The sequence below is a fragment of the Geomonas azotofigens genome (assembly GCF_018919395.1).
GTDB classification, from domain to species: domain Bacteria; phylum Desulfobacterota; class Desulfuromonadia; order Geobacterales; family Geobacteraceae; genus Geomonas; species Geomonas azotofigens.
Genome location: NZ_JAHLME010000003.1, coordinates 390,872 through 404,464, shown reverse-complemented (window position 1 = coordinate 404,464; position 13,593 = coordinate 390,872). Strand labels below are relative to the sequence as shown.

Below are 13,593 nucleotides of genomic sequence, written 5' to 3'. Positions count from 1 at the left end.
GTGTGCCTCCCCAAAAAATGTGCCTCTTCGGCTGACACGGAATCCGACGCTAGCCGATCGACGCCAGCTCCAGCCGCCCACCCCAACGCAGCATCAGCTCTCCACGTAGTCTCTCATGCCCCGGCTGGCCCAGTTCCGGATCCTTCTCGACCAGGGCGAAGGCATCCTTGCGCGCCTGCTCCAGGACGCCCCCGTCGCGCAGGATGTCGGCAACGCGCAACTCCGGCAGGCCCGCCTGCCGTGTACCGAGGAAGTCGCCCGGTCCGCGGATCTGCAGGTCCGCCTCGGCGATGACGAAGCCGTCCGAGCTTTTCACCATCACCTCCAGCCGCTTCTGGCCATCCTCGGAGAGCCTGTCGCCTGCCAGGAGGATGCAGCGCGAGCGTTCGCTGCCGCGCCCTACCCTGCCGCGCAACTGGTGCAACTGGGAGAGCCCGAAGCGCTCCGCGTGCTCGATCACCATGACCGTGGCGTTGGGGACGTCGATGCCGACCTCGATGACGGTGGTGGAGACCAGGATGTCGGTCTCCCCCGCCTTGAACCCCTTCATCACCGCTTCCTTCTCGGCTGCACTCATCCTGCCGTGCAGCACGGCCACGCGCAGGTCCGGGAAAACCTCCTGGGCCAGGTGCTCCGCCATCTGTACCGCCGCCTTCAGGTCGATCTTCTCCGACTCCTCGACCAGCGGGTAGATGACGTAGGCCTGCCTTCCCTTCCCCACCTCCTCGCGTACCAGCGCATAGATCTCGCGGCGGCGCGACTCGCGCACCATGCGGGTCTCGATGGGGGTCCGGCCCGGCGGCAGTTCGTCGATCACCGACAGGGAGAGGTCGCCGAAAACGGTCATGGACAGGGTGCGCGGGATCGGGGTCGCGGTCATGACCAGGATGTCCGGGTTGGCTCCCTTCTTCTTCAAAAGGGCACGCTGCACCACGCCGAAGCGGTGCTGTTCGTCAATGATGCCCAAGCCCAGGCGGTTGAACTCGACCTTATCCTGGATCATGGCGTGGGTCCCGACCACGATGCGGGTCTCCCCGGACGCGATCCTCTCCAGGGTGTCGTTCTTCCCCTTGATGCTGGCGGTCAAAAGCGCAACCGTGATGCCGAGCTTCTCGCAGTAGCCGTGGATATTCAGGTAGTGCTGCTCTGCCAACAGTTCCGTCGGCGCCATGATGGCTACCTGGTAGTCGTTTTCCACGCAGATGAGCGCGGCCATGAGGGCCACCAGCGTCTTGCCGCAGCCGACGTCCCCCTGCACCAGGCGGTGCATCGGGTGCGGCGCGATCATGTCCTCCTTTATCTCGGAGAGGACCCGCTTCTGCGCGCCGGTCAGGCTGAAAGGGAGCAGTTTGAGCAGCTCCTTGGTGTAGCGATGACTTACCTGGAAGCTGATGCCGTCCTCGAGCGCGATGCCGCGCTTCTTCATGGCCAGCCCAAGCTGCAGGAAGAACAGTTCGTCGAAGGCGAGTGAGCGGTGGGCTGACGAGCGCCCGCTGTTGAGATCGGCAAGGTTGCTCGCGGGGTCGGGCTGGTGCGCTTCCCTGAGCGCTACCGGGAGGCTCAGGAGATGATGCCGGCGCAAGAGCTCTTCCGGGAGCGCCTCCTTCACGTACCGGCTGTAGCGCGGCACCGTGTCACGCATGATGCGGCGCATGACCTTCTGGCTCACCCCCTCGGTGAGCGGGTACACAGGAAGGATCCTGCCGAAGTTCTCGGGATCCCGTGCCATGACCTCTTCGATCCCCTCCCCTTCGCCGGCCCACTCCACCTCGGGGTGGTGCATCTCGCGCTGGAACCCGAACTGGGCCACGTCGCCGATGAAGATGCCGCGGCGGCCGGGGGTGAACTGCTTCTTCAGGAACTGGGGATGGAAGTGAAACCACTTGAGCGGCAGGCTCCCGGTCTCGTCCCTGACGATGGCCTCGAAGTAGCGCCGCCCCCCCTTGGTGACCTGTGCCTCGGCGGAAACCACCGTGGCGAAGAAGGCCTCGGAGTTGCCGGGGCGCAGTTCCGCGATGCGCTTCAACTGGCGCCGGTCCTCGTAACGGTTGGGGAGGAGGAACAGGGCATCCTCGACGGTAGCGATCCCCCTTTTGGACAGAAGATCGGCAAGCTTGGGCCCCACCCCCTTGATGGCGGTCATCGGGGTCTTCAGTTCTTCGGGGACTAAAACGATGGAGGCTGCTGCGGGCTTGACTGGCTTAACGGGTTTGGCGGGCTTGGCCGGGACGTGCCTGGCAACGCGGAGGGCGCCGTCGACGATCTCGACGCTGACCTGATCGCCGGGAGCGAGCTTCAGGCAATCCCTGAGCTGTTCCGGAAGCTTGAGCGACCCGTCTGGCGCGAGCGTTATGATTGGCATGGAAGGAAAAGAAAGGCGCCCGGAACAAGCTCCGGGCGCCGGTCGTGTTATTCGAAGATCTTGTTGAGGTCGGCGACGATGTCGTCCACGCTGATGCCGTGGGCGGCGCAGCCCTGCTCGAGGGACTCGTTCTGAGCGCCCATGCAGCCGATGCAGCCGAGGTTGTATTTAGCGAGCACCTTGACGACGTCCGGGTGCATCCTCATCACTGCGGCAAAAGTCATGTCCTTGGTTACCTGAGCCATGTAAATCCTCCTGGTCACGCGCTGGCGCGCATGTTGGTTGTGGTGCGAATCGGGTGTGTGCTGCTGCTACTCGTAGCGGATCTCGATGATCTCGTATTCCTTCATCCCGGAGGGAACGCTGACGCGGACGGTGTCATCCAGCTTGTGCCCGATGAGCGCCTTGCCCACCGGCGAGGTGCAGGAGATCTTGCCCAGCTTGATGTCAGCCTCGTCCTCACCGACGATCTTGTAGGTGATCTCTTCCTCGGTCGCGGTATCGTACACGGTGACCGTGGCGCCGAAAACCACCTTGTCAGGCTTCAAGTTGGAGAGGTCGACCACGTAGGCCCTCGCCAGTTTGTCCTGCAGCTCCAGTATGCGCCCCTCGATGAAACCCTGACGGTTCTTGGCCGCATCGTACTCCGCATTTTCAGAGAGATCGCCGTGTGCCCTGGCCTCTGCGATATCCTGGATTACCTTGGGGCGCTCTTCCTTAATCAGGCGTTTGAGGTCCTCCTGGAGGGCCTCGTAACTCTCCTTGGTCAATGGAACTGTCTGAGACATCGTATTTTGCTCCTTGATGAACTTATAGGGGGGCCTGGAGGCCCCCCGCTGTGCTGCATGTGCTGGATTTGGAAAGGGAGCGCCTTGTGCGGCGCTCCCCGGTCGGTTACTTCAGGTATTCCTGGATGGACTTCACTTCCAGCTTGGACTGCGACGTGGCGATGATGCCGTCGACCGCGGCACGCGCCCCCGATGCCGTCGTGTAGTAGGCAACGTTGTGGATCAGGGTGTTCCTGCGGATCGAGTAGGAGTCCGCCACGGCTTGTGCCCCGTGGGTGGTGTTGATCACCATGCAGATCTCGTTGTTCTTGATCGCGTCCACGATGTGGGGGCGCCCTTCGAGCACCTTGTTGACCACCTGGACCGGAATCCCCTTTTCCTGCAGGTAGCTCGCCGTACCGCGCGTGGCAACCAATTCGAAGCCCTGATCATACAGTCTTTTTGCCGCGCTGACAATATGTTTTTTGTCCAAGTCTTTCACTGATATGAAGACCTTACCGGTGGTCGGCAGCTTCACGTTGGCGCCCATCTGGGCCTTGGCGTAGGCCTTGGCGAAGGTGTCGCCGATGCCCATGACCTCTCCGGTCGACTTCATCTCCGGTCCGAGGATGGTGTCGACGCCAGGGAACTTGGCGAACGGGAACACCGACTCTTTCACCGAGATGTGCTCGGGGATGATCTCCTCGGTGACACCGAGTTCGGTGAGGGACTTGCCGGCCATGACGCGCGCCGCGATCTTCGCCAGCGGCCTGCCGGTCGCCTTGGAGACGAAGGGGGAGGTACGCGAGGCGCGCGGGTTCACCTCGATGATGTAGATGTCGTTGTCCTTCACCGCGTACTGAACGTTCATCAGGCCCTTGACGTTCAGCTCCAGCGCCATCACCTTGGTCTGGCGCCTGATCTCCTCGACGATCTCCTGGGAGATGGAGTACGGCGGCAGCGAGCAGGCCGAGTCGCCGGAGTGAATGCCCGCCTCCTCGATGTGCTCCATGATGCCGCCGATGACGGCGATGTTACCGTCGCACAGGGCGTCCACGTCGATCTCGATGGCCTCGTCGAGGAACTTGTCGATCAGAATCGGGTGCTCCGGGGAAGCCTGCACCGCGGTGTGCATGTAACGGCGCAGGTTATCGACGTCGTACACGATCTCCATGGCGCGACCGCCCAGGACGTAGGAAGGACGAACCACCACGGGGTAGCCGATGCGGTCGGCGACGGCCTCGGCCTCCTCGAAGGAGCGGGCGGTGCCGTTCTCGGGCTGGCGCAGACCCAGCTTCTGCAGCATCTCCTGGAAACGCTCGCGGTCCTCGGCACGGTCGATGGCGTCCGGCGAGGTGCCGATGATGGGCACGCCAGCTTTCTCAAGGGCGACGGCAAGTTTGAGCGGGGTCTGGCCGCCGAACTGCACGATGACGCCGGTCGGCTTCTCGACGTCCACGATGTTGAGCACGTCCTCCAGGGTGAGCGGCTCGAAGTAGAGGCGATCGGAGGTGTCGTAGTCGGTGGAGACGGTCTCCGGGTTGCAGTTGACCATGATGGTCTCGTAGCCGTCCTCGGAGAGAGCGAAGACGCCGTGCACGCAGCAGTAGTCGAACTCGATCCCCTGGCCGATACGGTTGGGTCCGCCGCCCAGGATGATGATCTTCTTGCGATCGGTCGGCTCCGCCTCGCACTCCTCCTCATAGGTCGAGTAGAGATACGGGGTGTGGGCCACGAACTCGGCGGCGCAGGTGTCCACCCGCTTGAACACCGGCTTAACACCGACGGAAAGACGCAGCTCGCGCACCTCCCCTTCCGTGATCTTCCAGATCTGGGCCAGGTACTTGTCGGAGAAGCCGTAGCGCTTCGCCTCCCAGAGGGTGTCGCGCAACACTTCGCCGCCAGCCTTCAGGTCGGCCTCTTTCAGGCATTCCTCCATCTCGATGATCTGGCGGATGTTGTGCAGGAACCAGGGATCGATGGCGGTGAGGGCGTAGATCTCCTCGACGGTCATGCCGCAGCGGAAGGCGTCGCCGACGTACCAGAGGCGGTCGCAGTTGGGGGTTCTGAGCTTGTCCAGAAGGAGGTTGCGCTCCTTCTCGGTAAGCGCCCGGCGGGTGTCGCCGCCCACGCCGAAGAAGCGGGACTCGAAGCCGCAGGAACCGATCTCCAGCGAGCGGAGCGCCTTCTGGAAGCTCTCCTTGAAGGTGCGGCCGATGGACATCACCTCGCCCACCGACTTCATCTGGGTGGTGAGGGTCGCGTCGGCAGCCGGGAACTTCTCGAAGGTGAAGCGCGGGATCTTGGTCACCACGTAGTCGATGGTCGGCTCGAAGCAGGCCGGCGTTTCCTTGGTGATATCGTTGGTGATCTCGTCCAGGGTGTAGCCGACGGCGAGCTTGGCGGCGATCTTGGCGATCGGGAAGCCGGTCGCCTTCGAGGCGAGCGCCGAAGAGCGGGAAACGCGCGGGTTCATCTCGATGACGATGAGGCGGCCGTTTTTCGGGTTGATGCCGAACTGGATGTTGGAGCCGCCGGTGTCGACGCCGATCTCGCGGATGATCTTCAAGGAGGCGTCGCGCAGGATCTGGTATTCCTTGTCGGTCAGGGTCTGCGCCGGTGCCACGGTGATGGAGTCGCCGGTGTGCACGCCCATGGCGTCGAAGTTCTCGATGGAGCAGATGATGACGACGTTGTCGGCCGTGTCGCGCATCACCTCGAGCTCGTACTCCTTCCAGCCGATCAGGGACTCCTCGACCAGGATCTCGTCGGTCGGGGAAGCCTCGATGCCCGCCATGGACATGCGCTCGTATTCTTCCATGTTGTAGGCGATGCCGCCGCCGGTGCCCCCCAGGGTGAAGGAGGGGCGGATGATGGCCGGGAAGCCGACGTACTTGATGACTTCCATGGATTCCTGGTAGTTATGCGCCAGACCGGACCTCGGGATATCGAGGCCGATCCTGACCATCGCCTCCTTGAACAGGGTGCGGTCCTCGGCCTTCTTGATGGCCGGAAGCTTCGCGCCGATCAGTTCCACCCCGAATTTTTCCAGGGTGCCGTTCTCGGCCACCGCCACCGCCGTGTTCAGCGCGGTCTGGCCGCCCAGGGTCGGCAGCACCGCGTCCGGACGCTCCTTCTCGATGATCCTGGCCAGGACCTCCGGGGTGACCGGCTCGATGTAGGTGGCGTCGGCGAAGTCCGGGTCGGTCATGATGGTCGCCGGGTTCGAGTTGAGGAGGACTACCTGGTATCCCTCCTCCTTGAGGGCCTTGCAGGCCTGGGTGCCGGAGTAGTCGAACTCGCACGCCTGGCCGATGACGATCGGGCCCGCGCCGATGATGAGGATCTTCTTGATGTCTGTGCGTTTAGGCATTGTAAATCACTCCATTTACTCTTTATTAAACACGTTCCGTCGAAAGCGAATCTTTAAAGGCGGGCGAATGATTATTCGCCCCTACAGGGTGCCGGGGTCCCCTTGCGGAGAATCATGTTGCGTCTGCAGGTCAGGTCATTGTAAGGGCGAATGATTATTCGCCCCTACAGGGTGCCGGAGTCCCCTTGCGGAGAATCATGTTGCGTCTGCAGGTCAGGTCATTGTAAGGGCGAATGATTATTCGCCCCTACAGGGTGCCGGGTCCCTTGGCGGAGAACAATGATGCGTCTGCAGGTCAGGTCGTTGTAAGGGCGAATGATTATTCGCCCCTACAGGGTGCCGAGGTCCCCTTGCGGAGAATCATGATGCGTCTGCAGGTCAGGTCGTTGTAGGGGCGAATAATCATTCGCCCAAAGGTTCTTCCTGCACCCACCCGTTTTCCAACTCCAGCTCTTCCAGCGCCTCTACCGCCTCGGCGTACTCTGCGCTGGTGATCCTTCTTTCAATCCCAGGCGTCTGCGCGGCGGCGTGGGCCGGGAAATACTGGCTCATCAAAGCAATGTGCGTTTCCGTCCCAAGGTTTTCAGCAATCCAGGCCAGCGTCTCCGGGCTCCCCGCCTGCCCCTGTGGCAGAACCAGGTGCCTGACGATCAAGCCGCGCACGCCGATGCCGTTCTCGTCGCACTCAAGATGTCCAACCTGCCTCAGCATCTCCGGCAGCGCCTTCCGGTTCACCTCGGTGTAACCCTTGGCGCCGGAGAGCTTTACGGCGACATCGTTGCAGCAGTACTTCATGTCGGGCAGGTAGATATCCACCACGCCATCCAGCAGGGCCAGGGTCTCCAGGCTTTCGTACCCGCTCGTGTTCCACACGATGGGGATGCGGAACCCCTTGCGGATGGCGAGGTAAAGAGCGGCCAGGATCTGCGGCGTGAAGTGGGTCGGCGTGACGAAGTTTATGTTGTGCACGCCCTTTTTCTGCAGCCCCACCATCTTGTCCGCCAACTGCCCCACCGTCAGGTCGGTGCCGTTTCTCAGTTGGCTGATCGGGAAGTTCTGACAGAACTTGCAGTTCAGGGTGCATCCCGACAGGAAGATGGTGCCGGACCCCTTGGTGCCGGAGATGGGCGGTTCCTCGCCGCGGTGCACGTTGGCGGAGGCGATGCGCACCTCTTTGCCGCTTTCGCACAGCCCCGTCTCCCCAGCCATCCGGTTCACACCGCAGGCATGGGGGCAGAGGTCGCAGGCGGTGAGGCGTGCGTAGGCCATCTTGATGCGTCGGGACAGCTCGCCGGTTTCGTAAAGCTCTAGATATTTCATCTACCTACTGCCACGTCCTTCAACTTATCACCGAACTGCTTCCCCCTCCCTACCCCTCCCCCTCCGGGGGCGGGAACACTGCAGCTCACCGCGGGAGTGACGTTAGCTCCTCCCCCCGGAGGGGGGAGGCTGGGAGGGGGGAAGGTCTATTACCCTTTATGCTTCTCCATCAACTCCACGAACCTGTCGAACAGGTAGTGCGAGTCGTGCGGACCGGGGGACGCCTCGGGGTGGTGCTGCACCGAGAAGATGGGGAGCGTCTTGTGCGCCATACCCTCGACGGTCTGGTCGTTCAGGTTCTCGTGGGCGAGGCCCGCCACGTTGGAGAGCGACAGGATGTCGACCGAGAAGCCGTGATTCTGGGCGGTGATCTCGACCTTCCTGGTGGCGATGTCCATGACCGGGAGGTTCGAGCCATGGTTGCCGAACTTCAGCTTGATGGTGCGGCCGCCCAGGGCGAGCCCCAGGAGCTGGTGGCCGAGGCAGATGCCGAAGATCGGCTTCTTGCCGACGAACTTCTTGATGTTCTCGATGACTTCCTTCATCGGCTCCGGGTCGCCCGGGCCGTTGGAGAGGAAGATGCCGTCCGGATTCATGGCAAGCGCGGATTCGGCCGGGAAGGTGGCCGGCACCACGGTCACATCGCAGCCCGCGGAGACCAGGCAGCGCAGGATGTTCAGCTTGATGCCGAAGTCGTAGGCGACCACCTTGTACTTGAGATCCCTCTTGTCGACTTCCGGGTAGCCGGTCTGCAGGTCCCAAAGCCCCTGGGTCCAGTGGTAGGGGGCGGAGCAGGTGACGCCGGTGGCGAGGTCCAGGCCGCTCATGGACGGGATGGCGCGGGCCTTTCTGACCAGGCTCTCCGGATCGAAATCGATGGTGGAGATGATGCCGTTCTGTGCCCCCTTGTCGCGCAGGTGCCGGGTCAGGGCGCGGGTGTCGATCCCCTGGATGCCAACCACGCCGTTCTCCTTGAGGTAGGCGTCCAGGCTCATGGTGGCGCGGTAGTTGGAGTAGCAATCAAGGTACTCGCGCACGATGAAACCGGAGAGGTAGAGCTGGTTGCTCTCGATGTCCTCCGGATTGATCCCGGTATTGCCGATCTGGGTATAGGTCATGGTGACCATCTGCCCCTTGTACGAGGGGTCGGTGAGCACTTCCTGGTATCCCGACATGGCGGTGTTGAACACCACCTCGCCGCTGGTTTCGCCCGTTGCACCGAAGGCCTTCCCTTTAAAAATCCGGCCGTCCGCCAGAGCCAGCACTGCTTTCATGTATCTTCTCCCGAATCCGTTATATTTCTGCCGCGCAGTGAGCGCGATATTGCGACCTATGCCTTGTCGCCCATCGGCAACTGTAGGGGCGAATAATCATTCACCCCCCTTCTCTTGCATCTCTGACCGACTAGCCATGGGCGATGGCGAGGCACCGGTGGTTGGGCGAATAATTATTCGCCCCTACAGCGCCTCGCACTCGCGAACTTACGCCTGGTACACCACCTGTCCCTTGACCACGGTGTACGCCGCCTTCCCCTTCATCTTCCACCCCAGGAACGGCGAGTTCTTCGACTTCGATTCCAGCTTGTCCGCTTCTACCTGCCACTCCTTGCCAGGATCGATGACGGTGACGTCGCCGACCGCGCCGACCCTCAGGGTGCCGCGATCGATCCCGAGGATCTTCGCGGGGTTGCAGGACATCACCGAAACCAGACCTTTAAGATCCAGTACCCCTTCCTCGACCAGCTTCAGCGACAGCGGCAGGGAGGTTTCCAGGCCGACGATGCCGTTCAACGCGACGTTGAACTCGACGTCCTTCTCGTCCGGGTGGTGCGGAGCATGATCGGTGGCGATGGCGTCAATGGTGCCGTCGGCAAGCGCCGCCTTCATGGCTGCCACGTCGGACTCGCCACGAAGCGGCGGGTTCATCTTGGCGTTGGTGTTGTAGCCGCGCACCGCGTCGTCGGTCAGGGTGAAGTAGTGCGGCGCGGTCTCGCAGGTCACCTTGACGCCGCGGGCCTTGGCGTTGCGGATGATGCGCGCGGAGCCGGCGGTGGAGATGTGGGCGATGTGCACCGGGGCGCAGGCGAACTCGGCGAGGTAGACCTCGCGGGCCACCGCGATATCTTCGGCCGCCCAGGGGATCCCCTTGAGCCCGAGCTCGGTGGAGACGAACCCTTCGTTCATCACCCCCTCACCCACCAGGGCGAGGTCCTCGGAATGGGAGATCACGGTGATGCCGATCCCCTTGGCGTACTCGAGGGCGCGGCGCATCAGCTCGGAGTTGCACACCGGCTTGCCGTCATCGGAGACCGCGACACAGCCCGCCTCTTTGAGGTCGCCCATCTCGGCCAGGCTGTCCCCCTTGCTCCCCTTGGTGATGGAGCCGATCGGGAAGACGTTGACCAGCGCCTCGCTCTTGGCCTTGTTGACCACGTAGCAGGCGACCGCCTTGTTGTCGATCACCGGCGAGGTGTTGGGCATGCAGGCGACCGAGGTGAAGCCCCCTGCCGCTGCGGCGCGGCTGCCGGTGGCGATGTCCTCTTTGTACTCGAGGCCCGGATCGCGCAGGTGCACGTGCATGTCGATCAGGCCCGGGGTCACCAGGAGCCCGGAGGCGTCGATGGTCGAGGTCCCATCCGGTGCGGTCAGCCCCTGCCCCAGCTCCAGGACCACGCCGTCGGCAATCAGCACATCCATGGTTTCGTCGATCCCCTGCGAAGGATCGATCACGCGCCCACCTTTTATCAGAAGATTCATGCAAACCTCCAAAAACAAGTTCTATGTTCTACGTTCTAAGTTCTACGTTAAAGGCCACGGCCCGAGCGCAGGGTAGTACGAAGAACAGCCTCTCGATATTCGTAAAAAGGTTCAGTGGTCTATGTCCACGTAGAACGTAGAACATAGAACGTAGAACGGCCTCTACTCGACGGGCTCTCCGCCACAGACGTGGTACAGCATGGCCATCCTGACCGCCACGCCGTTCTCCACCTGCTTCAGGACCGCGGACTGGTCGCAGTCGGCCACCGAGGAGGCGAGTTCCACACCGCGGTTGATTGGGCCGGGGTGCATGACGATGGCGTCTTTCTTGGCCAGGTCGAGCACGGCGGGGTTGAGGCCGAAGTAGCGGGAATATTCCCTCATGCTGGGAACCAGGGTCTTGCCCTGGCGCTCCAGCTGGATCCTGAGCATCATGACCACGTCGGCCTGGTCCACCGCCTCGCGCATGTCCTTGCAGACGGTCACGTTGCCCAGCCGCTCGATGCCGGGGGGCATCATGGTCGGCGGGCCGGCCAAAAAGACCTGGGCGCCCATGGTGGTGAGGCCGTAGATGTTGGAGCGAGCCACGCGGCTGTGGGTGATGTCGCCGACGATGGCGACCTTCAGACCGGCCAGTTTGCCGAACTTCTGGCGCATGGTCAGCATGTCCAGAAGCCCCTGGGAGGGATGCTCGTGGGCGCCGTCACCGGCGTTGATCACGGAGCAGGAGACGCGCTTGGCGAGGTACTCGTGGGCGCCGGAAACCGAGTGGCGCATGACGATGATGTCCGGCTTCATCGCGAGGATGTTGGCGGCGGTGTCGGAGAGGGTTTCGCCCTTGACCACGGAACTGGTCGACGCGGTGATGTTGACGGCGTCGGCGGACAGCCGCTTGGCGGCGATCTCGAAGGAGGTACGGGTCCTGGTGGAAGCCTCGTAGAAAAGGTTGATCACCGTCTTGCCGCGCAGAGTCGGCACCTTCTTGATGTCCCGCTGGTTGATCTCGCTTAGGTTGTCCGCCGTGTCGAGGAGCAGCTCGATCTCCTCCTTGGTCAGATCCTTCAGGGCGATGATGTCTTTGTGCCTGAAACCCATGGTCCCCCCCCAGAAACTAGTTTTGCGCCACGCACCGTACGTGGCGCGTTCAAAAACATTCAAAGAGTTGAAGCAGTTCCAGGGCGAATGGTTATTCGCCCCTACTTTTGCAGGATGACCTCGGTCGGCTTGTTGTCGGCGTCGAAGGCAACCATGATGTTCTCGCTGCGGCTGGTCGGCACGTTGCGCCCGACGAAGTCGGCCCGGATGGGGAGGTCGCGGTGCCCGCGGTCCACCAGAACGGCGAGTTGGAGGCACGCAGGACGCCCCTGGTCGAAGATGGCGTCCATGGCGGCGCGGATGGTGCGGCCGGTGAAAAGGACGTCGTCAACCAGCACCACCTTCTTTCCTTCCACGGAGAAGGGAAGCTCGGTCTTGCCGACCGGAAGGTGCTCGTGGTGCCCCTTGATGTCGTCGCGGTACATGGTGATATCCACCGCACCGACCGGGACGTCTACCCCTTCGATCTCGCTCAGGCGTGCGCCCAATTCCTGGGCCAGGTGCACGCCGCCGGTCCTGATGCCGACCAGCACGAGTCCCTCGACCCCCTTGTTCTTCTCGAGCACCTCGTGGGCTATCCTGGTCAGGGCCCTTTTTACGCCGGTGCCATCCAGTATCACAGTGTTTTCAGCCATAATAACCCCCTGTCATCGGCGTAAGCGCCTGTCGTGAATCGGTTTTTCGTGCCGCGCCGAGGCGCGTAATTAAAAAGAGCCTTTCCGCGCAGATGGGCGAAAAGGCTCTTTCTTTAGATAGTAAAAGAGTGCTTTATGCTTCACCTTTGCTAACCTCACGGGGCTAATTTAAAAGGCACGGATAAATTTGAGACAAAGTAGCATCGAGGCCCGGCAGAGTCAAGAAAAAGGAGGACTGGAACTGGCAGAATACGATTAAGTTTCACTCACACTGGCGAGTGAATCAGCCACTGGTTCCTTATCCCAATGTGACGGCAGAGCCGCTGCTGTAACTCACTGCACGCGCTGCCGACCGCACCACCTTCACGGTCCTTGCCATAGCGGGGTCAAAATGCTATAAAGCTCGCACCGTTCTCGGAATAATGAAGACTTTTTGCAGAGCGTAGCGGGCCCGTCCCGCCAACCTGCATGGGTACAAAGGAAGAAGTGATGTTGACAGGAAAGCAGAAGAGATTTCTCCGGGCGCTCGGGCACGGCCTGAAACCGGTGATCCAGGTGGGCAAGAGCGACGTCAGCGAGGCGCTGATCAAGGAAACCATCGAGGCGCTGGCGAGCCATGAACTGATCAAGGTAAAGGTCCTGGAAAGCTGCCTCATGGACCGCCACAGTGTGGCGGAAGAGCTTTGCACCGCCTGCGAGGCGGAACTGGCCCAGGTGCTGGGACGCACCCTGCTGCTCTACAAGCAGGCCAAGGAGCCGAAACTGGAGCTGCCCAAGGCGAAATAACGAAAAAGCCGCACCCACTACGAAAAAAGCCTCCCAGGACATGCCAGGGAGGCTTTTATTCATTTGGAAGGAGAAAACGGCTAGCGCAGGCCGGACGCGTTGAACAGGGCGGCGTACTTCATGTCGGTCCCCAGAATATGGTCCTGCAGCCAGCGCTTGAGGAATTCCAGGATCTCGGCGGTGAAGATGAGGCCCTGGTTGTCCACCCGGTGCTGCAGGTCCATGGCCTTTGCCGCGAACTCGTCGTGCTCTCTTTTGTGCGCCAGGAATTCGGGGTACTGGAACTTCTGCATGTAGGCCTCTTCCATCCGGAAGTGACTGGCCACGTAGGTCACCATCGAGGCGATGATCTCCTTCTGCGCCTCCTTCCCCGCCCGCGCCATGTGCGCGTCGTGCAGCGCATTCAGCATGTCCACCAGGTTCCTGTGCTGGTCGTCGATCTCCTTCACCTTAACGCTCAGTGCATCACTCCACTCAAGATAAGCCATCCCAATCACCT

At 62.0% G+C, this 13,593-nt stretch carries 11 protein-coding genes; 1 reads left to right on the top strand and 10 read right to left on the bottom strand.

Annotated features, from left to right (window positions below):
• Nucleotides 1-49: 49 nt before the first annotated feature.
• The 9 genes from recG to pyrR form a co-directional block, all read right to left on the bottom strand.
• On the bottom strand, nucleotides 50-2,362 hold the full coding sequence (recG, locus tag KOL99_RS11580) for an ATP-dependent DNA helicase RecG (protein WP_216510627.1): 2,313 nt from the start codon (nucleotides 2,360-2,362) through the stop codon (nucleotides 50-52).
• Between the two features lie 47 nt (nucleotides 2,363-2,409).
• Nucleotides 2,410-2,607, bottom strand: a complete 198-nt coding sequence (locus tag KOL99_RS11575) for a DUF1858 domain-containing protein (protein ID WP_183346418.1) — start codon at nucleotides 2,605-2,607, stop codon at nucleotides 2,410-2,412.
• Nucleotides 2,608-2,673: 66 nt separating this feature from the next.
• On the bottom strand, nucleotides 2,674-3,150 hold the full coding sequence (greA, locus tag KOL99_RS11570) for a transcription elongation factor GreA (RefSeq protein ID WP_216499045.1): 477 nt from the start codon (nucleotides 3,148-3,150) through the stop codon (nucleotides 2,674-2,676).
• A 106-nt stretch (nucleotides 3,151-3,256) separates the two neighbouring features.
• The gene (gene carB, locus KOL99_RS11565) at nucleotides 3,257-6,502 is read right to left on the bottom strand and encodes a carbamoyl-phosphate synthase large subunit (protein ID WP_216510626.1); all 3,246 of its coding nucleotides are present in this window, start codon (nucleotides 6,500-6,502) and stop codon (nucleotides 3,257-3,259) included.
• Nucleotides 6,503-6,904: 402 nt separating this feature from the next.
• Nucleotides 6,905-7,822 carry a radical SAM protein gene (locus KOL99_RS11560; RefSeq protein ID WP_216510625.1) on the bottom strand — a complete coding sequence of 306 codons (918 nt, stop codon included), beginning with the start codon at nucleotides 7,820-7,822 and terminating at the stop codon, nucleotides 6,905-6,907.
• Between the two features lie 149 nt (nucleotides 7,823-7,971).
• Complete coding sequence (carA, locus tag KOL99_RS11555) at nucleotides 7,972-9,096, bottom strand: glutamine-hydrolyzing carbamoyl-phosphate synthase small subunit (RefSeq protein WP_216510624.1); 1,125 nt, start codon at nucleotides 9,094-9,096, stop codon at nucleotides 7,972-7,974.
• A gap of 207 nt (nucleotides 9,097-9,303) precedes the next feature.
• Nucleotides 9,304-10,578 (bottom strand): dihydroorotase, encoded by a 1,275-nt coding sequence (locus KOL99_RS11550; RefSeq protein ID WP_216510623.1) that lies wholly within the window; start codon nucleotides 10,576-10,578, stop codon nucleotides 9,304-9,306.
• Nucleotides 10,579-10,740: 162 nt separating this feature from the next.
• On the bottom strand, nucleotides 10,741-11,673 hold the full coding sequence (locus KOL99_RS11545; protein ID WP_216510622.1) for an aspartate carbamoyltransferase catalytic subunit: 933 nt from the start codon (nucleotides 11,671-11,673) through the stop codon (nucleotides 10,741-10,743).
• A 101-nt stretch (nucleotides 11,674-11,774) separates the two neighbouring features.
• Nucleotides 11,775-12,308, bottom strand: a complete 534-nt coding sequence (gene pyrR / locus KOL99_RS11540; protein WP_216510621.1) for a bifunctional pyr operon transcriptional regulator/uracil phosphoribosyltransferase PyrR — start codon at nucleotides 12,306-12,308, stop codon at nucleotides 11,775-11,777.
• A gap of 489 nt (nucleotides 12,309-12,797) precedes the next feature.
• Between pyrR and yhbY the strand changes: the two genes are divergently transcribed.
• On the top strand, nucleotides 12,798-13,094 hold the full coding sequence (gene yhbY / locus KOL99_RS11535; RefSeq protein ID WP_216510620.1) for a ribosome assembly RNA-binding protein YhbY: 297 nt from the start codon (nucleotides 12,798-12,800) through the stop codon (nucleotides 13,092-13,094).
• An 80-nt stretch (nucleotides 13,095-13,174) separates the two neighbouring features.
• Here yhbY and KOL99_RS11530 read toward each other — a convergent pair whose 3' ends face one another.
• Nucleotides 13,175-13,582, bottom strand: coding sequence for a bacteriohemerythrin (locus KOL99_RS11530; RefSeq protein ID WP_216510619.1), 408 nt, complete (start codon nucleotides 13,580-13,582; stop codon nucleotides 13,175-13,177).
• Nucleotides 13,583-13,593: the final 11 nt, after the last annotated feature.

What these genes read in the sequence shown, in the direction of transcription:
- KOL99_RS11575 (WP_183346418.1), bottom strand. Translation starts at nt 2,607, where the DNA reads ATGGCTCAGGTAACCAAGGACATGACTTTTGCCGCAGTGATGAGGATG.
- yhbY (WP_216510620.1), top strand. Translation starts at nt 12,798, where the DNA reads ATGTTGACAGGAAAGCAGAAGAGATTTCTCCGGGCGCTCGGGCACGGC.
- KOL99_RS11545 (WP_216510622.1), bottom strand. Translation starts at nt 11,673, where the DNA reads ATGGGTTTCAGGCACAAAGACATCATCGCCCTGAAGGATCTGACCAAG.
- KOL99_RS11560 (WP_216510625.1), bottom strand. Translation starts at nt 7,822, where the DNA reads ATGAAATATCTAGAGCTTTACGAAACCGGCGAGCTGTCCCGACGCATC.
- pyrR (WP_216510621.1), bottom strand. Translation starts at nt 12,308, where the DNA reads ATGGCTGAAAACACTGTGATACTGGATGGCACCGGCGTAAAAAGGGCC.
- KOL99_RS11550 (WP_216510623.1), bottom strand. Translation starts at nt 10,578, where the DNA reads ATGAATCTTCTGATAAAAGGTGGGCGCGTGATCGATCCTTCGCAGGGG.
- carA (WP_216510624.1), bottom strand. Translation starts at nt 9,096, where the DNA reads ATGAAAGCAGTGCTGGCTCTGGCGGACGGCCGGATTTTTAAAGGGAAG.
- greA (WP_216499045.1), bottom strand. Translation starts at nt 3,150, where the DNA reads ATGTCTCAGACAGTTCCATTGACCAAGGAGAGTTACGAGGCCCTCCAG.
- carB (WP_216510626.1), bottom strand. Translation starts at nt 6,502, where the DNA reads ATGCCTAAACGCACAGACATCAAGAAGATCCTCATCATCGGCGCGGGC.
- KOL99_RS11530 (WP_216510619.1), bottom strand. Translation starts at nt 13,582, where the DNA reads ATGGCTTATCTTGAGTGGAGTGATGCACTGAGCGTTAAGGTGAAGGAG.
- recG (WP_216510627.1), bottom strand. Translation starts at nt 2,362, where the DNA reads ATGCCAATCATAACGCTCGCGCCAGACGGGTCGCTCAAGCTTCCGGAA.